This is a genomic window from Fulvimarina manganoxydans (assembly GCF_900176465.1).
GTDB lineage: Bacteria > Pseudomonadota > Alphaproteobacteria > Rhizobiales > Rhizobiaceae > Fulvimarina > Fulvimarina manganoxydans.
In genome coordinates, this window is the sequence record NZ_FWXR01000003.1 from 96,734 (window position 1) to 112,237 (window position 15,504).

The window sequence follows — 15,504 nt, forward strand, 5'->3', positions numbered from 1 at the left end:
AGCCGAAAAGCTGGACCCGGCTTCAAGCCGGGTTCGGCCTTCGATTTTCGATCTCCGAAGGTTTCATCGATGAGTGGCGTCAACGACATCCGGTCCGCGTTTCTGGACTATTTTGCGCGCAACGGACATGAGAAGGTCGCGTCTTCTCCACTGGTGCCGCGCAACGACCCGACATTGATGTTTACCAATGCCGGCATGGTTCAGTTCAAGAACGTCTTCACCGGCGCGGAGAAGCGACCCTATTCGACGGCGGCTACATCGCAGAAGGTGGTTCGCGCCGGCGGCAAGCATAACGATCTCGACAATGTCGGCTACACCGCGCGTCATCACACGTTCTTCGAGATGCTCGGGAATTTCTCCTTCGGCGATTATTTCAAGGACCGGGCGATCGAACTGGCCTGGAATCTGATCACCAAGGAATTCGATCTTCCGGCGGATCGCCTGCTTGTTACGGTCTATTCCGAGGACGAAGAAGCGGCGGATCTCTGGCGCAAGATCGCCGGGCTGTCAGACGACCGGATCATCCGCATCCCGACTTCCGACAATTTCTGGACGATGGGCGAGACGGGGCCCTGCGGCCCGTGTTCCGAGATTTTCTTCGATCACGGCGATCATATTCCCGGCGGCCCTCCTGGCAGTCCCGACGAGGACGGCGATCGCTTCATCGAGATCTGGAATCTGGTCTTCATGCAATACGAGCAGGTGACGCCGGATGAGCGTGTCGACCTGCCGCGTCCCTCGATCGATACCGGCATGGGGCTCGAGCGCATCGCCGCTGTGCTTCAGGGCGTTCACGACAATTACGACATCGATCTGTTCCGGGTGCTGATTGCGGCGGTGGAACAGGCGATCGGCTCGCGTGCCGAAGGCGCTCAGCGGGCGAGCCATCGGGTGATCGCCGATCATCTGCGCTCGACCGCCTTCCTGATCGCCGACGGCGTGCTCCCGTCCAATGAAGGGCGTGGCTATGTTCTGCGTCGGATCATGCGTCGCGCCATGCGCCATGCGCGGCTGCTTGGCGCGAGTGAGCCTGTCCTGTACAAGCTCCTCCCCACGCTCGTTTCCGAAATGGGCCGCGCCTATCCTGAACTCGTGCGCGGCGAGGCGCTGATTTCAGAAACGCTGAAGCTCGAGGAAAGGCGCTTTTTGCAGACGCTCGATCGCGGACTGGCGCTCCTTGCGGAAGCGACGGATGGTATGGAAACCGGGGCAAAGCTGTCCGGCGAGACCGCCTTCAAACTTTACGACACTTACGGGTTTCCGCTTGACCTTACCCAGGATGCGCTGCGTCAACGCGGGATCGCCGTCGATCTCGACGCGTTCAACACCGCCATGGAGCGGCAGCGGGCCGAGGCGCGCAAGAGCTGGGCTGGCTCTGGCGAGGCTGCGACCGAGACCGTCTGGTTCCCGATCCGCGAGCGCGTCGGGGCGACGGAATTTCTCGGCTATGAAATGGAAGAGGCCGAGGGTTCGGTCGTCGCGCTCGTGAAGGACGGTGCCGAAGTCTCCAACGCCGGGGAGGGCGAAACGGTTTTCGTCGTCGTCAATCAGACGCCTTTTTATGGCGAGTCTGGTGGTCAGCTGGGCGATGCCGGCGTGATGACCGATGGCGAGACGACCGTCCGCATCGAAGACACGCAGAAGCTTGCCGATGGTCTCTTCGTTCATCGTGGCCGCGTCGAGGCCGGCACGGTCGAGGTGGGACAAGCGCTCGATCTCAAAGTCGATCATGAGCGTCGCACAAAGATCCGAGGCAATCATTCGGCGACCCATCTCCTGCACGAAGGGCTGCGCGAGGTTCTTGGGAACCATGTGGCTCAGAAGGGCTCGATGGTCGCGCCGGAGCGTCTGCGCTTCGACTTCTCTCATCCCAAGCCCATGGACCGTTCGGAGATCGAGACGGTCGAGCGGCTGGCCAATGGCATCATTCTGCAGAACGCGCCGGTCGAGACGCGCTTGATGGCCGTCGACGACGCCATTGCGTCGGGAGCCATGGCGCTGTTCGGCGAGAAATATGGTGATGAAGTCCGCGTCGTCTCGATGGGAACGGCTGAGGTCGGCGAGAAGGCCGGCAAAGCCTATTCCGTGGAGCTGTGCGGCGGCACGCATGTGAAGGCGACCGGCGAGATTGGGCTCGTCCATGTACTTGGCGAAAGTGCGGTCGGTGCTGGCGTGCGTCGGATCGAGGCGCTCACCGGCGAGGCGGCGAGGGCCTATCTGCAGGAGCAGGACGTAAGGGTCCGGCGGATGGCTTCCATTCTGAAGACATCTCCTGACGAGGCGCTTGACCGACTGGAAGCGGTCGTCGATGAGCGCAGGCGTCTGGAGCGCGAGCTCGCCGAAGCAAAGAAGAAGCTTGCTCTCGCTGGCGATGGCGCTGGCGGCGATGCCGGTTCGAGCGTCAAAACGGTGAACGGCATCGCCTATCTCGGCCGGGTGCTGAGCGGTGTTTCTGGCCGTGATCTGAAGGGGCTTGTCGACGAGGCCAAGGCTAGCCTGAAGTCCGGCGTCGTGACCTTCATCAGTGTCGATGACGGGAAGGCGTCGGTGGTGGTCGGCGTGACGGACGATCTGACCTCACGCTTTGACGCCGTCGCATTGGTCCGCGCCGCGAGCGGCGCGATTGGTGGGAAGGGCGGTGGCGGGCGTGCCGATATGGCGCAGGCCGGCGGTCCTGAGGGCGACAAGGCCGATGAAGCCTTGGCCGTCGTCGAAGCAGAGATCGGGCGAGCGGAAGCAGCTTGATCGGAGCAGTCGTGAAAAGCAATTTCAGCCGAATGGCTTAGATGTTCAAAAAAAGGGGCGCCACGTCGTGCGCCCCTTTTTCTTTTCAAGGAGGCCAAAGCAGGCTTGGTTCAAAGAGCTTGCGAGGCCCCTCTGCGATCGTTCGTCGTAGCGTTCGAGCTCCTGGAGCGCCTCCTGATCTAGCCGGATCACCAGCCGGTCGGACTCGAGCGCTGTATCGGCGATCTGAACGATCCGATCATGCTCAACGATGTGGTCGTTGAAATCGATCACGATCGCTGTTGGCGTGCGCTCGTCCGAACCGAGCACTACTTCCACTTCGCCGATCTCTCGCCCGCCGACGTCATAGACGTCCTTGTCGTCGAGGTTTTCCACCGAGATATTCAGAACCGCGACGCGGGCGTCGTCTGCGACGTCGACATAGGATTGCTGAGCAGACGCGCTTGGGGCGCCGAGAAGAGCGATGAGGGTGGTCGTCGTCACAAATCGTTTCATCGGCTTTTTACTGATCCTTCGAGATGAGCGTGCAGGGCTTCGTGCCCTCGCATGGTGCGAGTTCAACCCGTCGACCGCTTGTCCGGTTGCCTGCTTTTGGGCTCGGTCAGACATCGTCTACGCAAAGGGAATTTCTCCCGCCGCCGCCCCTCGCTATCGTAGCCACCGACGAGAAACGCCCGGCGCGAAGGCCGGGCGTTCCAGACGATGTGCCGTTCCTTCGAACGGTTTGTGGATATTTCAGATCAGACCTGAGCCATTTTCCGCTGCAGGTTCTCATCGACCTTGTCGAGGAAGCCGGTCGTCGAGAGCCAAGGCTGATCAGGACCGATCAGAAGCGCCAGATCCTTGGTCATGAAGCCGCTTTCGACGGTCGACACGCAGACCGCTTCCAGCGTGTCGGCGAAGGTCTTGAGATCGTCATTGCCGTCGAGCTTAGCGCGATGGGCAAGGCCACGCGTCCAGGCGAAGATCGAGGCGATCGAGTTGGTCGAGGTCTGCTCGCCTTTCTGATGCTGGCGATAGTGACGGGTGACGGTGCCGTGGGCCGCTTCCGCCTCGACCGTCTGACCATCCGGCGTCATCAGGACGGAGGTCATCAGGCCGAGCGAGCCGAAGCCCTGTGCGACCGTATCCGACTGAACGTCGCCGTCATAGTTCTTACAGGCCCAGACGTAGCCGCCGGACCATTTCAGGTTCGAAGCGACCATGTCGTCGATCAGACGGTGCTCATAGGTGATCTTCTTCGCCTTAAACTGGTCGGCGAACTCGCTTTCGTAGATCTCCTGGAAGATATCCTTGAAGCGGCCGTCATAGACCTTCATGATGGTGTTCTTGGTCGAGAGATAGACCGGATAGCCGCGCTGCAGGCCGTAATTCAGCGAGGCGCGGGCGAAATCCTTGATCGACTCGTCGAGATTATACATCGCCATGGCGACGCCCGAGGACGGGGCGTCATAGACCTCGTGCTCGATCGTCTCGCCGTCTTCGCCGACGAATTTGATCGTCAGCTTGCCCTTGCCAGGGAACTTGAAGTCCGTCGCGCGATACTGGTCGCCGAAGGCATGGCGGCCGACGATGACCGGCTTCGTCCAGCCCGGAACGAGACGGGGCACGTTCTTGCAGATGATCGGCTCACGGAAGATGACGCCACCGAGAATGTTGCGGATCGTGCCGTTCGGCGAGCGCCACATCTTCTTGAGGCCGAATTCCTCGACCCGGGCTTCGTCCGGCGTGATCGTAGCGCATTTCACACCGACGCCGTGGCGCTTGATGGCATTGGCTGCATCGACCGTGACCTGATCATCGGTCGCGTCGCGATGCTCCATGCCAAGGTCGTAATATTCGAGGTCGATGTCGAGATAGGGATGGATCAGCTTTTCCTTGATGAATTGCCAGATAATCCTCGTCATCTCGTCGCCGTCGAGCTCGACCACCGGGTTCTCGACCTTGATTTTTGCCATCGGTGCCTTCCTTGGATCGTTGCATGGTGACCGTTGGGCCACCTGGCTTTGGAGATTTGAGCATCTCCGCCTCAGCGCGCCTATATCACTGCAATGCACTGACGAAAAGCGAAGGACCGGACGGCGACATGCGACCATGGCCCCAATTTGATGGTTTGGACCGCGCAGTGGGGGAGAGGCGCAGAACCAGTGGACAGACATTCGAGGTGGAAGCGGCCTGTGGCCCGGTTCTCGGACGGTGGCGGGCGGGCGTCCTCGAATTTCTCGGGATTCCCTATGCGGAAGCGCCTGTCGGCCCGCTTCGCTTCGCGGCGCCCGTGAGGAAGCGCCGTTTCGAGACGGTTTTCGCGGCCCTGGAATACGGTGATGCCGCGCCGCAGCAGAGCCCTCTGCCGCAATCTCTTGGGCGGCTGTTCGGCATGGCGACCAGCCAGAGCGAAAAATGTCTCAATCTCAATGTCTGGACGCCGGGCACCGAAGGAAAACGCCCCGTCCTCGTCTTCGTGCATGGCGGCGCTTTCGTCATCGGATCGGGCGCCCAATATCCGGGCGGTGATCTGGCGAGGCGCGGGGATTGCGTCATTGTCACGATCAATTATCGGCTCGGCCTTGCCGGCTTCAATGGCTTTCCTGAATTGTTTCCGGGCGATGAGCGTTTTGCGGCCAATCCCGGGCTCCTCGATCAAAGATGCGCGCTGCGCTGGGTGCAGGACAATATCGAGGCTTTCGGCGGTGATCCGGGGCAGGTGACGCTGGCGGGCGAGTCGGCGGGGGCGGCGTCGGTCGCGTTCCACCTCGTCGCCGAGGACTCCAAACCGCTTTTCCACCAGGCGATCCTGCAATCAGGCGGTCTCAACCTCTTCTATCCGCGTGATCATGCTGGCTCTTTGGCGGCGCGCGTGGCCAAGGCCTTGGGCGCTTCTGGCGATCCGGACCGCTTGTTCGACGTTTCGGCTCTCAGGCTCGCCTCCAGTCTCGATGATGTGGAAGGAGAAAAACTTGGCGTTGTCGCGCGACCTTACGTGGACGGGGTCGATATCCCGGACCGGCCGCTCGGCGAAATTCTGACGCTGATCAAGCCATGTCCAACCATGATCGGGACCAACCGCGACGAACTCGCCTTCTTCATCGATCTGCCGCTGTTTCCCTTCGAATGGTCGAAGCCGGCAATGGAAGCTTATGTAACCTGGGTTTCCGATGCCGATCAGGCTCGCACGATCAGTGATCTCTACCAGGACGATCATGACGGGCTCATCGGCTTCGGCACGGATCTATTGTTCCGAATGCCGGCGATCCATGCTGCCGATTTTCAGGCAAGCCAAGCCAGCACGTTCATGTACCGGCTCGACTGGAAGGCGAAAGGTCTTCTCGCCCGGCAAGGCGCGACCCATTCGGTCGATCTGCCGCTGCTCTTCGAGGACTTTCTCAAGCCGTTTCGCAGCGTCTATCTCGGCGTGATGCCCGATCATCGAAGGCAGGCGCTCGCTCTGCGCATGCGCGATCACTGGCTGTCCTTCGTCCGCGAGGGGCGACCGGGCGTCGATTGGCCGGCCTATGAGACAGGGCGCCGCGAGACGATGATCTTCGATCTTGAGGACAGGGTGATGCACGATCCCGAAAGGGTTCATCGCATCGTCTGGAAGGGCATCGACGGCTGGACCTATTAAAGCGTAACGCGAAGACTTTGCATGACTCTTTCGGGCACATCAGGCAGCAAATCAAAGATTTGAGGGAATAACGATCCCGACTGATCCCGTTTCGCTCAGCGCGATGCGCAAGGCGTTCTCCCCGTTTGATCCGTATCAAAGTGGAGACGCGCCGAAGGGCTAGGCTCCGGTCATCTCAGGAGAAGAGGATCAGCCATGACCCATATGATGAAAGCCGCCATCGTCCACGAATTCGGTCGACCTCTTTCGATCGAAGAAGTGCCGATTCCCCAGCCCGGTCCGGGCGAGGTTCTGGTCAAGGTCGCGGCATGCGGCGTTTGCCACACCGATCTTCACGCTGCCGCAGGCGACTGGCCGGTCAAACCGACGCTGCCCTTTATCCCAGGCCACGAGGTGGTCGGCACGGTGGCGGCTCTTGGAGCGGGCGTCTCCGACTTGCGCATCGGCGAGCCGGTCGGCGTTCCTTGGCTGCACGATGCGTGCCGGGCGTGCGAGCATTGCGAGACCGGCTGGGAAACGCTCTGCGAAAACCAACATAATACCGGCTACAGCGTGAATGGCGGTTTCGCCGAATATGTGATCGCATCGGCGCCCTTTGCGGCGCGCCTTCCCGCAGGCGTTGACTTCGCCGAAATCGCGCCGATTCTCTGCGCCGGTGTCACCACGTACAAGGGTCTGAAGGAGACGGAGGCAAGACCTGGCGAATGGGTGGCGATTTCCGGGATCGGCGGCCTTGGCCATGTCGGCATTCAATATGCCAAGGCGATGGGGCTTAATGTCGTCGCGCTCGATATCACGCCGGACAAACTCGATCTGGCGCGGCGCGACGGGGCCGATATCGCCATCGATGCGTGTGCATCGGACGCGATCCAGCAGGTTCTCGACGTAACGTCCGGCGGTGCCCATGGCATCCTCGTCACAGCGGTCTCTGTGCCGGCCTTTGCCCAGGTTCTCCAGATGGTGCGCCGACGGGGGACGATCAGCCTGGTCGGTCTGCCGGCGGGCGAGTTCCCGACGCCGATCTTCGATGTCGTTCTGAAACGAATCACAGTGCGAGGCTCGATCGTCGGTACACGCCGCGACCTCGACGAGGCCGTGGCCTTCGCGGCTCAGGGCAAAGTGAAGAGTTCGGTGAAAACGGCGCCGCTCGAAGAGATTAATCACATTTTCGAGGATATGAAGGCGGGCAAGATCGAAGGGCGAATGGTTCTCGATATCGATCTCGCAGGTATGGGCCGTTCCACGCAGGATGTCGCTCAGGCCGCCTGACATCGGGAAACCGGCTCACAAAGCCTCGATCGTTGATCCGTCGTCCGTTCTGGGGGAAGCGGTTGGAGGAAGCGCGCAGCGGACTTGCCTCCCATCCTCTCCCCGCACTAGACAGGAACGCGAATGGTCTCGTCGCCTCAGAAGGCGGGATGCCGTATGCCTCGTCGATCTCTTGCGCTTTTTGCGAGCCGAGGATCGAGACGAGAGCGATCAGACTTTGAAAACCCGACAGCTGCGAGCCGTTTTGGTCTTTGGCTCGCCGCCGTCTTCAGTGAGCCAGAGTGTCCGAAACCGTGCGCCAAACCTCGACCCGTCCACCGGCCATCATTCTGGTCGAACCTCAGATGGGCGAGAATATCGGCATGGTCGCTCGGGCCATGGCCAATTTCGGCCTGATCGATCTGCGTCTCGTCAAGCCGCGGGATGGCTGGCCCAACGAGAAGGCCCGCGCAACCGCGAGCCGGGCGGATCACGTTCTGGATGCCGCACGCGTCTTCGAGACGCTTAAGGAGGCGCTGGCCGATCTCAGCCTCGTCTATGCGACGACGGCGCGCGCCCGTGACAGTTTCAAACCCGTGCGAGGGCCCGAAGAGGCGGCCGAGCGGTTGGTCTTGCATGGGGCGGGGGATTTGAGCTCCGGCATCTTGTTCGGCCGTGAGAAATACGGCCTCGAAAACGAGGAGGTCGGCCTTGCCGACGAGATCGTGACCTTTCCGGTCGATCCGAGTTTTGCCTCACTGAATATCGCGCAGGCAGTCCTTCTGATGAGCTATGCTTGGCGAAATGCAAGCCAACCGGGGCGAGCACCGCGCTTTGCCGCGCCAGAGGCGCCTCCCGCATCGAAGGCCGATCTTTACCGCATGTTCGAGCATCTGGAGGGCGCGCTCGACGAGCGCAACTACTTCTTTCCCCCCGAAAAGCGGGAGGTCCTCGTCCAGAATCTGCGCACCATGTTGACGAAGGCTCAGTTCACCGAGCCGGAAGTGCGCACCTTGCGGGGCGTCCTTCGATCGTTGGAACGCCCGGCTTTTCGTAAAGACGAGGGATGAGCGAGGTGCGGGGCCCCCAACCGATCCTCATTCTCGATAGCGGGGTGGGCGGTTTGACCGTTCTGCGGGAGGCGCGGGTTCTCATGCCCGATCGTCGCTTCGTCTATGTGGCGGACGATGCCGGCTTTCCTTATGGCGGCTGGGAGGAGGACGCGCTGCGCGAGCGGCTCGTCTCGCTGTTCGGCCGTTTGATCGAGGATCACGATCCGCTCGCTTGCGTCATCGCCTGCAACACCGCCTCGACGCTCGCCCTCGACGCGCTTCGCGCGGCCTATCCAAAGATGCGCTTCGTCGGCACCGTGCCGGCAATCAAGCCGGCGGCCGAGCGTACCCGCTCAGGACTTGTCACGGTTCTGGCGACACCTGGAACGGTGAAGCGGCAATATACGCGCGATCTCATCGTCCAATGGGCCTCGAAATGTGAGGTCGAGCTTGTGGGCAGTGTCGCTCTCGCGGGGCTCGCCGAGACCTATATGCGTGAGGGCTTCGTCGACGAGGGCAGGGTGCTGGCCGAAATCGCGCCCTGCTTCATCGAGCGAGATGGGCGGCGGACCGACATCGTCGTTCTCGCCTGCACGCATTATCCGTTCCTGGTGAACCGCATGCGCAAGCTCGCGCCCTGGCCGGTCGATTGGCTGGATCCGGCCGAAGCGATCGCCCGCCAAACGATGCGCGTCGTTGGCGAGGAGGGCGAGCGCTCGATGGACTGGGGGTTCGATCCGGCGATCTTCACCTCCGGCGCGGCCGACCAGGCGAGCCGCCGCATCGTTCATGGATTCGGCCTCACAACCTAGTGATACGAAATCCGTTTGATCGCTTCGCGATGACGGATTTCAACACGCTCAGGCGCCGCGCAGGCCTTGATACGGCATCGGCCTGATCAGCCGGACGCCGTATGAGCCCAAGCGGTCAGACGTCCCGCGGTTCCTTGTCGAGGATCATGTAATCGAGTGGCAGTTCCGTCGTCGATTTGATCTGCTCCATGGCAAAGGCCGAGGAGACGTCGCGAATCTCGATCTTTTCGATGAGCCGCTTATAGAAGGCGTCATAGGCCGCGATATCGGGCACGACGACGCGCAAAAGATAATCCACGTCACCGCTCATGCGGTAGAACTCGACCACCTCGGGGAAGGTCCCGACGACTTCGGAGAATCGTCTCAGCCATTCGGTGGAATGGGAATTGGTACGGATCGAAACGAAGACGGTGACGCGCGTATTGACCTTTTGCGGGTCGAGGACGGCGACGCGGCGTTTGATGACGCCTTCCTCTTCCAGCTTCTGGATGCGCCGCCAGCAAGGCGTGGTCGACAGCCCAACGCGCTTAGCGATGTCGGCGACTGCGAGTGTCGCGTCTTCCTGAAGGAGGCGGAGGATCTTCTTGTCGAGACGGTCCATGAACCCAAGTCGTCGCCCGAGACCAGACAAGGCCTTTGGCCTTTGGGTCCCGATGGCGCTCCCATCTTGCGATATGCGTTTGCGGATTACCTCCGCCTTCGACGAAGCGGATGCGGAAGGCTGAACGCCCACGGCGCAACGGATACAGAAACGCGGCTCGATCCGATAGGGGCAGCCGCGTTTCTTCAGAGCATGACGCGAAAAGATCGCGCGCCTGCCTGGATTGTATCCTCCGTTAAAACAAAGACTTGAGCGGAATAACGATCCCGGCATTGGGGTCATGACAGTCTTTTCAGACGGCATATATCGAGGGCTCGGCACTCCAAGGTTAGGCCTTGGCTTTCATCGCGCACTGGATTTTCGGTCCCCGTACCGAGAATCCAGTGCGGCGCTTAACCTGCTGGAATATCTGCGAATTTGATTCTGAACCGCTTTTAATGGCGCCCAGCCTGGATTTTCGGCCAGGTGGCCGAGAATGACGAAGCGTCGACGGGTTCGACTTTGCGATCACCTCGGCGCCTGCGATCGAGCGCCGTCTCCTTCATCATGGCCATAGCTGTCGTTGATGGATTTGAAATGGTCTAGATCGAGCACCACAAAGGCGAGTGGGCGGCCGATCCGATCGAAGGCCTGCAGATAGCGATGCACCGCTTCGTCGAAGAACCGTCGATTGTGCAGGCCGGTTAGGGGGGTCGGTGACCGCAGCGTGTTCCAGATCCTGTGAGCGCTGTTCCAACCTGCCGGTCAGCGATTTCAGTTCGCCCTGCTCTTGGGATTGTCGACGCATGGCGGGCAGTATCCAGAAGGCGGCAATCGCGAGAGCGGCGAGGGTCGAGAGCCCCGCCACCACGGCCGCCGACATAAGGTCAGCCGTTCGAAAACAGCTGCCCTGGCGACCAGCGGCTACCCCACGACGACAAGACAAGTCGGTGCCAGTGCCGCAACGCATATGGCGGCGATGGCTAATCTGGTCGACAGGTCTGAACGCGCTACGGTCGTCCCAATACTTTAATGGATCAAAAGGCATTCCAAGTCGTCTCATTTAAGAGAGACATCGTTAAGGACGCATTGATAGGTGGCCAAATTTCACTGCCGAGATCAGTCGAGTTTGCCCGCCTATCCGCCAATGGGCCAGGGATCAGGCGCTTCGTCACCAGCTGGGGACAGAGTTGTGGAGACGTCCAAGAATTCGGCCTTTTCCGCGTCCTCGACACGTGTCCAACTCTCATCGAATTGATGACGGAACCAGGTTTCCTGGCGTTTAGCGTATTGGCGCGTTCGGGTGATCGCCTTTTCTCGTGCTGCCGCAAGATCCAGATTCCCGCGATGGACGTCGACCAGTTCCTTAAAGCCGATCGCTTTGGCTGGACCGCCGTCGAGCGCGCCGTGCAACTCGTGGAACGCAGCCGCTTGCGCGAGCGCGCCCGCGTCCAGCATGGCGTCGAAGCGCAGTGCAATACGCTGGCGCAGGAGCGCGCGATCCGGTGTCAGGACGATCTTCAACGAACGCTTTGGATCGACGAGCGGTCGACCCGCGCGCCGTTGAAAGCTGGAAAAGGGCTGCCCTGTCGCCTCGCTGACCTCGAGCGCACGTGCGATGCGCTGACCGTCGGCGGGGCTGAGACGTTTTGCACTTACCGGATCGAGCCGACCCAGCGTCTCGTGCAGGGCCGCAGGCCCCTCTTCGGTAAGCCGCTGACGCCATCTGGCGCGCACGTTGCTCGGGACTTCGGGCATTTCGTCGAGTAGTCCGAGCAAGGCCTTGAAATACAGGCCTGTTCCCCCGCAGAGGATCGGTAGCGATCCTGTTTCTCGGCATTCGTCGAGGATTGGCGTGATCTCGCGCAGGAAGCGACCGGCGGACATCGTCTCCTGCGCCGAAAGAGTGCCGTAGAGCCGATGGCGTGCCTTGGCCTCGTCCTCTTCTGTCGGGCGGGCAGTCAGAATGGACAGGTCCCGATAGACCTGCAGCGAGTCCACATTGATGATCGTGCCGCCATGGCGCTCCGCCAGCCGCAAGGCCAGGTGCGACTTGCCGCTCGCCGTCGGCCCGGCTATCAGGACAACGCTCATCCGTTCCCCGTCTCTCGTCTCCAGCGTGCGATCCCCCATGTTTGTCGCTACCTTGATCGCCGCGCCCGCCGGGCCCGGCCTCGACCGCCAGCTCGTTTCGGACATCGCAGCGTTGATCGGCGCCGATCTAGGCCAAGCCGACTGGCTGAGTGAAACCCATGCCGTCGATCTCCCGGTTGGCGAAGCGGTTGCCAAGCCCATTGTCGCCAAAGCCCAGCAGCTTGCCTGGGACAAGCGCGCCGATTTCGTGGTGCAACACGCGGCGGGCCGCCGCAAGTCGGTTCTTCTGGCCGACATGGATTCGACCATGATCGAGCAGGAATGCATCGACGAACTGGCGGCGGAGATCGGCATCAAAGAGGCCGTGGCCGGCATCACCGCCCGGGCGATGAACGGCGAGATCGATTTCGAGCCGGCGCTTCGCGAACGCGTCGCACTGTTGAAAGGCCTCTCCGAAAGTGTCATCGCCAAGGTGATCGACGAGCGTATCACGCTCGCCTCCGGTGGCCCGACGCTGATTGCGACCATGCGGGCGAATGGCGCCTATACCGCTCTCGTCTCCGGCGGCTTCACCGCCTTCACGCGCATCATCGCCGCGCGGCTCGGCTTCGATGAGAATCGCGCCAATGTGCTTCTGGCCGAGGATGGCGCGCTGACGGGTTTCGTCGCCGAGCCGATTCTCGGCGCCGACGCCAAGGTCACCGCTCTCGAAGAGGTCTCCGCTGCCCGAGGGCTGAGCCTCTCAAAGACGATCGCGGTCGGTGACGGGGCGAATGATTTGCCGATGCTGCTCAAGGCCGGGTCGGGCGTTGCCCTGCATGCCAAGCCATCGGTTGCCATCCGTGCGCCCCACCGCGTCGATCACGGCGATCTCACGGCGCTGCTGTATCTTCAAGGCTATCGCCAGAGCGAATTCGTGCCGGCCTGATTGGGCTTGAGATCATCAGTTACAATCGGTGCCAGCGATCGCCCGCCGCCTCGTCGGTCGCCTTCGACTCCACCCAGCCGCCGACGCTGCCATCGGCTAAATGTTCGCGCTTCCAGAAGGGGGCCTTGCTCTTCATGAAGTCCATGACGAATTCGGCGGCCTCGAAAGCTGCTTGGCGGTGAGCCGAGGCGCAACCAACGAAGACGATCTCTTCCCCCGGTTTGACGAGCCCATAGCGATGGACCGCCCGGATGGACAGAAGCGGCCAGCGCTCGGCCGCTTCGTCGAGGATCGCGCCGATTGCGCGTTCGGCCATGCCCGGATAATGCTCGAGTTCGAGGGCCGAAAGCCGCCCGTCTTCGTCGCGGCAATAGCCGGTGAAACTTACGGTCGCACCGACCGAGCCGGCTGAGACGAGTGCGGCACTTTCCTGTGCAAGATCGATCCGCTCCGCCTGAACGCGGATGGACCGTTCTGCAATCTCGGCCTTGCTCGACGATCGAGGCGCCTTCTCGTCCTGCTTCGCAGTCACGCGGCTCGCGGCATCATACATGGTCGACGCCATCCTCGCCGTGTCGAGCGTTTCGGGCTGCCGCTTTTCGCGATCGCTCATGGCCTCAACCTCCGGTCATGGGCGGGAAAAGTGCGACTTCCTTCGCACCAGCCAGGGGCTCGGAATGGTCGACATGCTCCTGGTCGATGGCAACCCGGATCGTCTCAGGAGATTCGAAGGCATGAGCGTAGTTTTCGCCACGACCTTTCAGCCAGGCGATCAGATCGCCGACCGTCCCGACCCCGGCCGGCAGCACAACCTCTTCCTCGGCCAGTCCGATGCGCTCGCGCACCCAGGCGAAATAGGCGAGCTTCATGGTCGGTCTCCCAAAGCGATAGATTGTCGTGAGTCCCTGATTTGGCGTTTTGTCACCAGCGCGTAAAGGGTCGAGAGGCGCATGAGCGTTCCACCGACCGGTCAATCCTCGATATGGCGCAGGCCAGCACGAAAATAGTCGTAGCCCGTATAGAGGGTCACGATTGCCGCGGCCCAAAGGCAGGCGATGCCGACGGCCGTAACGCCCGGGATCAGCTTGTCACCGGCGGGACCTGCCAGAAGGATGCCGATCGCGACCATCTGAATGGTCGTCTTCCATTTGGCGAGGCGGGTGACAGGAACCGAGACCTTTAATTCGGCGAGATATTCCCGGAGCCCCGAAACCAGAATCTCACGACACAGAATCACGATGGCCGCCCAGAGCGTCCAGCCGGCGATCGTTCCATCCGCGGCGAGCAGGAGAAGGACCGCCGCGACGAGGAGCTTATCGGCGATCGGGTCGAGCATGCGGCCGATCGTCGATGTCTGCTTCCAGGCGCGTGCCAGATAGCCGTCGAAATAGTCGGTGATCGATGCGATGACGAAGATCACGAGCGACGTCCACCGCGCATAGTCAGGGCTGCGCAGAGAGCCCTCCACGAAAAAGCATAGAACGACCAGCGGCACGCAGACAATGCGAGCATAAGTGAGAAGGTTCGGCAGGCTATAGGCTGTGGAACGCATGAAACCGGTCTGACATCGGATGGGCCGCGCGGGGACTCAAAGCGCGCCGCGGGCTCCGGGTCAACCATCTCCTTCCCAAGAGGTGTCGAAAGATCGGAACGCTCTCAAAGTGACCGGTCATTTTCCTGGTCGATGAAGAGATAGAGATTGGAGGAGAAGGGCCCGAGCGGCAAGCCCGTCCGCCCGATCTTTGCCCCTGTCGGAGCCAGCGCTCGCAGGCGGCTTTGTGTCATCAGGATCAGATTCTCCTCTCGCAGCCAGCGCTCCTTCTTCAGAAGGCGGCAGCCGAGCCGGAAAGTCGGGTCGGAAAAATGCAAGACAGGGATCGCCGTATGGTGCTCGACGGGGAAATAGCGATGCGGAACGGTCAGGAACACTTTGTGCGCGACGCGCATGAGCTCGCTGACGAATGCGCGCTGCTTCTCGGTGCTGCCCACATGTTCGAGAACCGCGTTGGCCACCGCGACGTCGAACGCCTTATCGCCAAAGGGCAGCGGCTCGTTCGGTACGATCTGCGTATAGGCGATTTCTGGGAATGCTTTGCGAAACTCGGCGCCGGCTCCGAGCCCGCAGGCATTCATGCGCGCCTTGTGGGGATAGACGCTCTCCAAATGGTTCGCGCCACGCATCTGAACGTCCGACACACCGACATCGAGGATCGTCGTCGAGGCATCGGGCGCCACCAATGCCATGAAATCGGCGGCCATTCTTTCGCGGGCCTTTAAGAGCAGCTTTCCCGCCAGACCGGTCTCGCCGACGACTTCGTAATATTCCGTGTCGATCGTCTCGGGCATTGGCCGCCTGTCCTTCGATTGCCGTCCTCGACCCTGGCCACGAGAGCGAAGGATCATCGGACGATCCCTATAAC

At 61.5% G+C, this 15,504-nt stretch carries 15 protein-coding genes; 6 read left to right on the forward strand and 9 right to left on the reverse strand.

The annotated features are described in order from the left end of the window. The first annotated feature begins 69 nt into the window (after positions 1-69). Positions 70-2,745, forward strand: coding sequence for an alanine--tRNA ligase (gene alaS / locus B9A15_RS04900; protein ID WP_084408922.1), 2,676 nt, complete (start codon positions 70-72; stop codon positions 2,743-2,745). A 45-nt stretch (positions 2,746-2,790) separates the two neighbouring features. On the opposite strand, the gene B9A15_RS04905 is transcribed toward alaS, so the two are convergent. Together B9A15_RS04905 and B9A15_RS04910 are read right to left on the reverse strand one after the other, a co-directional pair. Then, positions 2,791-3,240: a PRC-barrel domain-containing protein gene (locus B9A15_RS04905; RefSeq protein WP_084408923.1), complete on the reverse strand. Its 450-nt coding sequence runs from the start codon at positions 3,238-3,240 to the stop codon at positions 2,791-2,793. 245 nt (positions 3,241-3,485) lie between these two features. Further along, positions 3,486-4,703 carry an NADP-dependent isocitrate dehydrogenase gene (locus tag B9A15_RS04910; protein WP_084408924.1) on the reverse strand — a complete coding sequence of 406 codons (1,218 nt, stop codon included), beginning with the start codon at positions 4,701-4,703 and terminating at the stop codon, positions 3,486-3,488. A 128-nt stretch (positions 4,704-4,831) separates the two neighbouring features. On the opposite strand from B9A15_RS04910, the gene B9A15_RS04915 reads away from it, so the two are divergent. From B9A15_RS04915 to murI, 4 genes are all read left to right on the forward strand, one after another. Further along, positions 4,832-6,370: a carboxylesterase/lipase family protein gene (locus tag B9A15_RS04915; protein WP_084408925.1), complete on the forward strand. Its 1,539-nt coding sequence runs from the start codon at positions 4,832-4,834 to the stop codon at positions 6,368-6,370. Between the two features lie 195 nt (positions 6,371-6,565). Beyond that, the gene (gene adhP / locus B9A15_RS04920; RefSeq protein WP_084408926.1) at positions 6,566-7,639 is read left to right on the forward strand and encodes an alcohol dehydrogenase AdhP; all 1,074 of its coding nucleotides are present in this window, start codon (positions 6,566-6,568) and stop codon (positions 7,637-7,639) included. Between the two features lie 281 nt (positions 7,640-7,920). Beyond that, the gene (locus tag B9A15_RS04925) at positions 7,921-8,688 is read left to right on the forward strand and encodes an RNA methyltransferase (protein ID WP_084408927.1); all 768 of its coding nucleotides are present in this window, start codon (positions 7,921-7,923) and stop codon (positions 8,686-8,688) included. Then, a complete protein-coding gene (gene murI / locus B9A15_RS04930; RefSeq protein ID WP_084408928.1) occupies positions 8,685-9,482 on the forward strand; it encodes a glutamate racemase in 798 nt (265 codons plus the stop codon). The genes B9A15_RS04925 and murI overlap by 4 nt, the downstream gene beginning before the upstream one ends. Positions 9,483-9,597: 115 nt before the next feature. Here murI and B9A15_RS04935 read toward each other — a convergent pair whose 3' ends face one another. The 3 genes from B9A15_RS04935 to miaA all read right to left on the reverse strand — a co-directional run bounded on the left by B9A15_RS04935 (position 9,598) and on the right by miaA (position 12,156). Continuing rightward, positions 9,598-10,083: an Lrp/AsnC family transcriptional regulator gene (locus B9A15_RS04935; RefSeq protein WP_084408929.1), complete on the reverse strand. Its 486-nt coding sequence runs from the start codon at positions 10,081-10,083 to the stop codon at positions 9,598-9,600. A gap of 507 nt (positions 10,084-10,590) precedes the next feature. Continuing rightward, positions 10,591-10,731 carry a diguanylate cyclase gene (locus B9A15_RS23315; RefSeq protein WP_244556799.1) on the reverse strand — a complete coding sequence of 47 codons (141 nt, stop codon included), beginning with the start codon at positions 10,729-10,731 and terminating at the stop codon, positions 10,591-10,593. A 468-nt stretch (positions 10,732-11,199) separates the two neighbouring features. Further along, positions 11,200-12,156, reverse strand: coding sequence for a tRNA (adenosine(37)-N6)-dimethylallyltransferase MiaA (gene miaA / locus B9A15_RS04945; RefSeq protein WP_084409128.1), 957 nt, complete (start codon positions 12,154-12,156; stop codon positions 11,200-11,202). A 37-nt stretch (positions 12,157-12,193) separates the two neighbouring features. Here miaA and serB point away from each other — a divergent pair, with 37 nt between their 5' ends. Next, positions 12,194-13,084: a phosphoserine phosphatase SerB gene (serB, locus tag B9A15_RS04950; protein ID WP_084408931.1), complete on the forward strand. Its 891-nt coding sequence runs from the start codon at positions 12,194-12,196 to the stop codon at positions 13,082-13,084. Positions 13,085-13,103: 19 nt separating this feature from the next. Here serB and B9A15_RS04955 read toward each other — a convergent pair whose 3' ends face one another. The 4 genes from B9A15_RS04955 to B9A15_RS04970 all read right to left on the reverse strand — a co-directional run bounded on the left by B9A15_RS04955 (position 13,104) and on the right by B9A15_RS04970 (position 15,430). After that, positions 13,104-13,697, reverse strand: coding sequence for a molybdenum cofactor biosynthesis protein MoaE (locus B9A15_RS04955; protein WP_342170254.1), 594 nt, complete (start codon positions 13,695-13,697; stop codon positions 13,104-13,106). Between the two features lie 4 nt (positions 13,698-13,701). Continuing rightward, the gene (moaD, locus tag B9A15_RS04960; RefSeq protein WP_084408932.1) at positions 13,702-13,953 is read right to left on the reverse strand and encodes a molybdopterin converting factor subunit 1; all 252 of its coding nucleotides are present in this window, start codon (positions 13,951-13,953) and stop codon (positions 13,702-13,704) included. A gap of 101 nt (positions 13,954-14,054) precedes the next feature. Then, on the reverse strand, positions 14,055-14,636 hold the full coding sequence (gene pgsA / locus B9A15_RS04965) for a CDP-diacylglycerol--glycerol-3-phosphate 3-phosphatidyltransferase (RefSeq protein ID WP_084408933.1): 582 nt from the start codon (positions 14,634-14,636) through the stop codon (positions 14,055-14,057). A gap of 104 nt (positions 14,637-14,740) precedes the next feature. Beyond that, entirely contained in the window at positions 14,741-15,430 is a 690-nt protein-coding gene (locus tag B9A15_RS04970) for a methyltransferase domain-containing protein (protein WP_084408934.1), read from the reverse strand. Between the last annotated feature and the right edge of the window lie 74 nt (positions 15,431-15,504).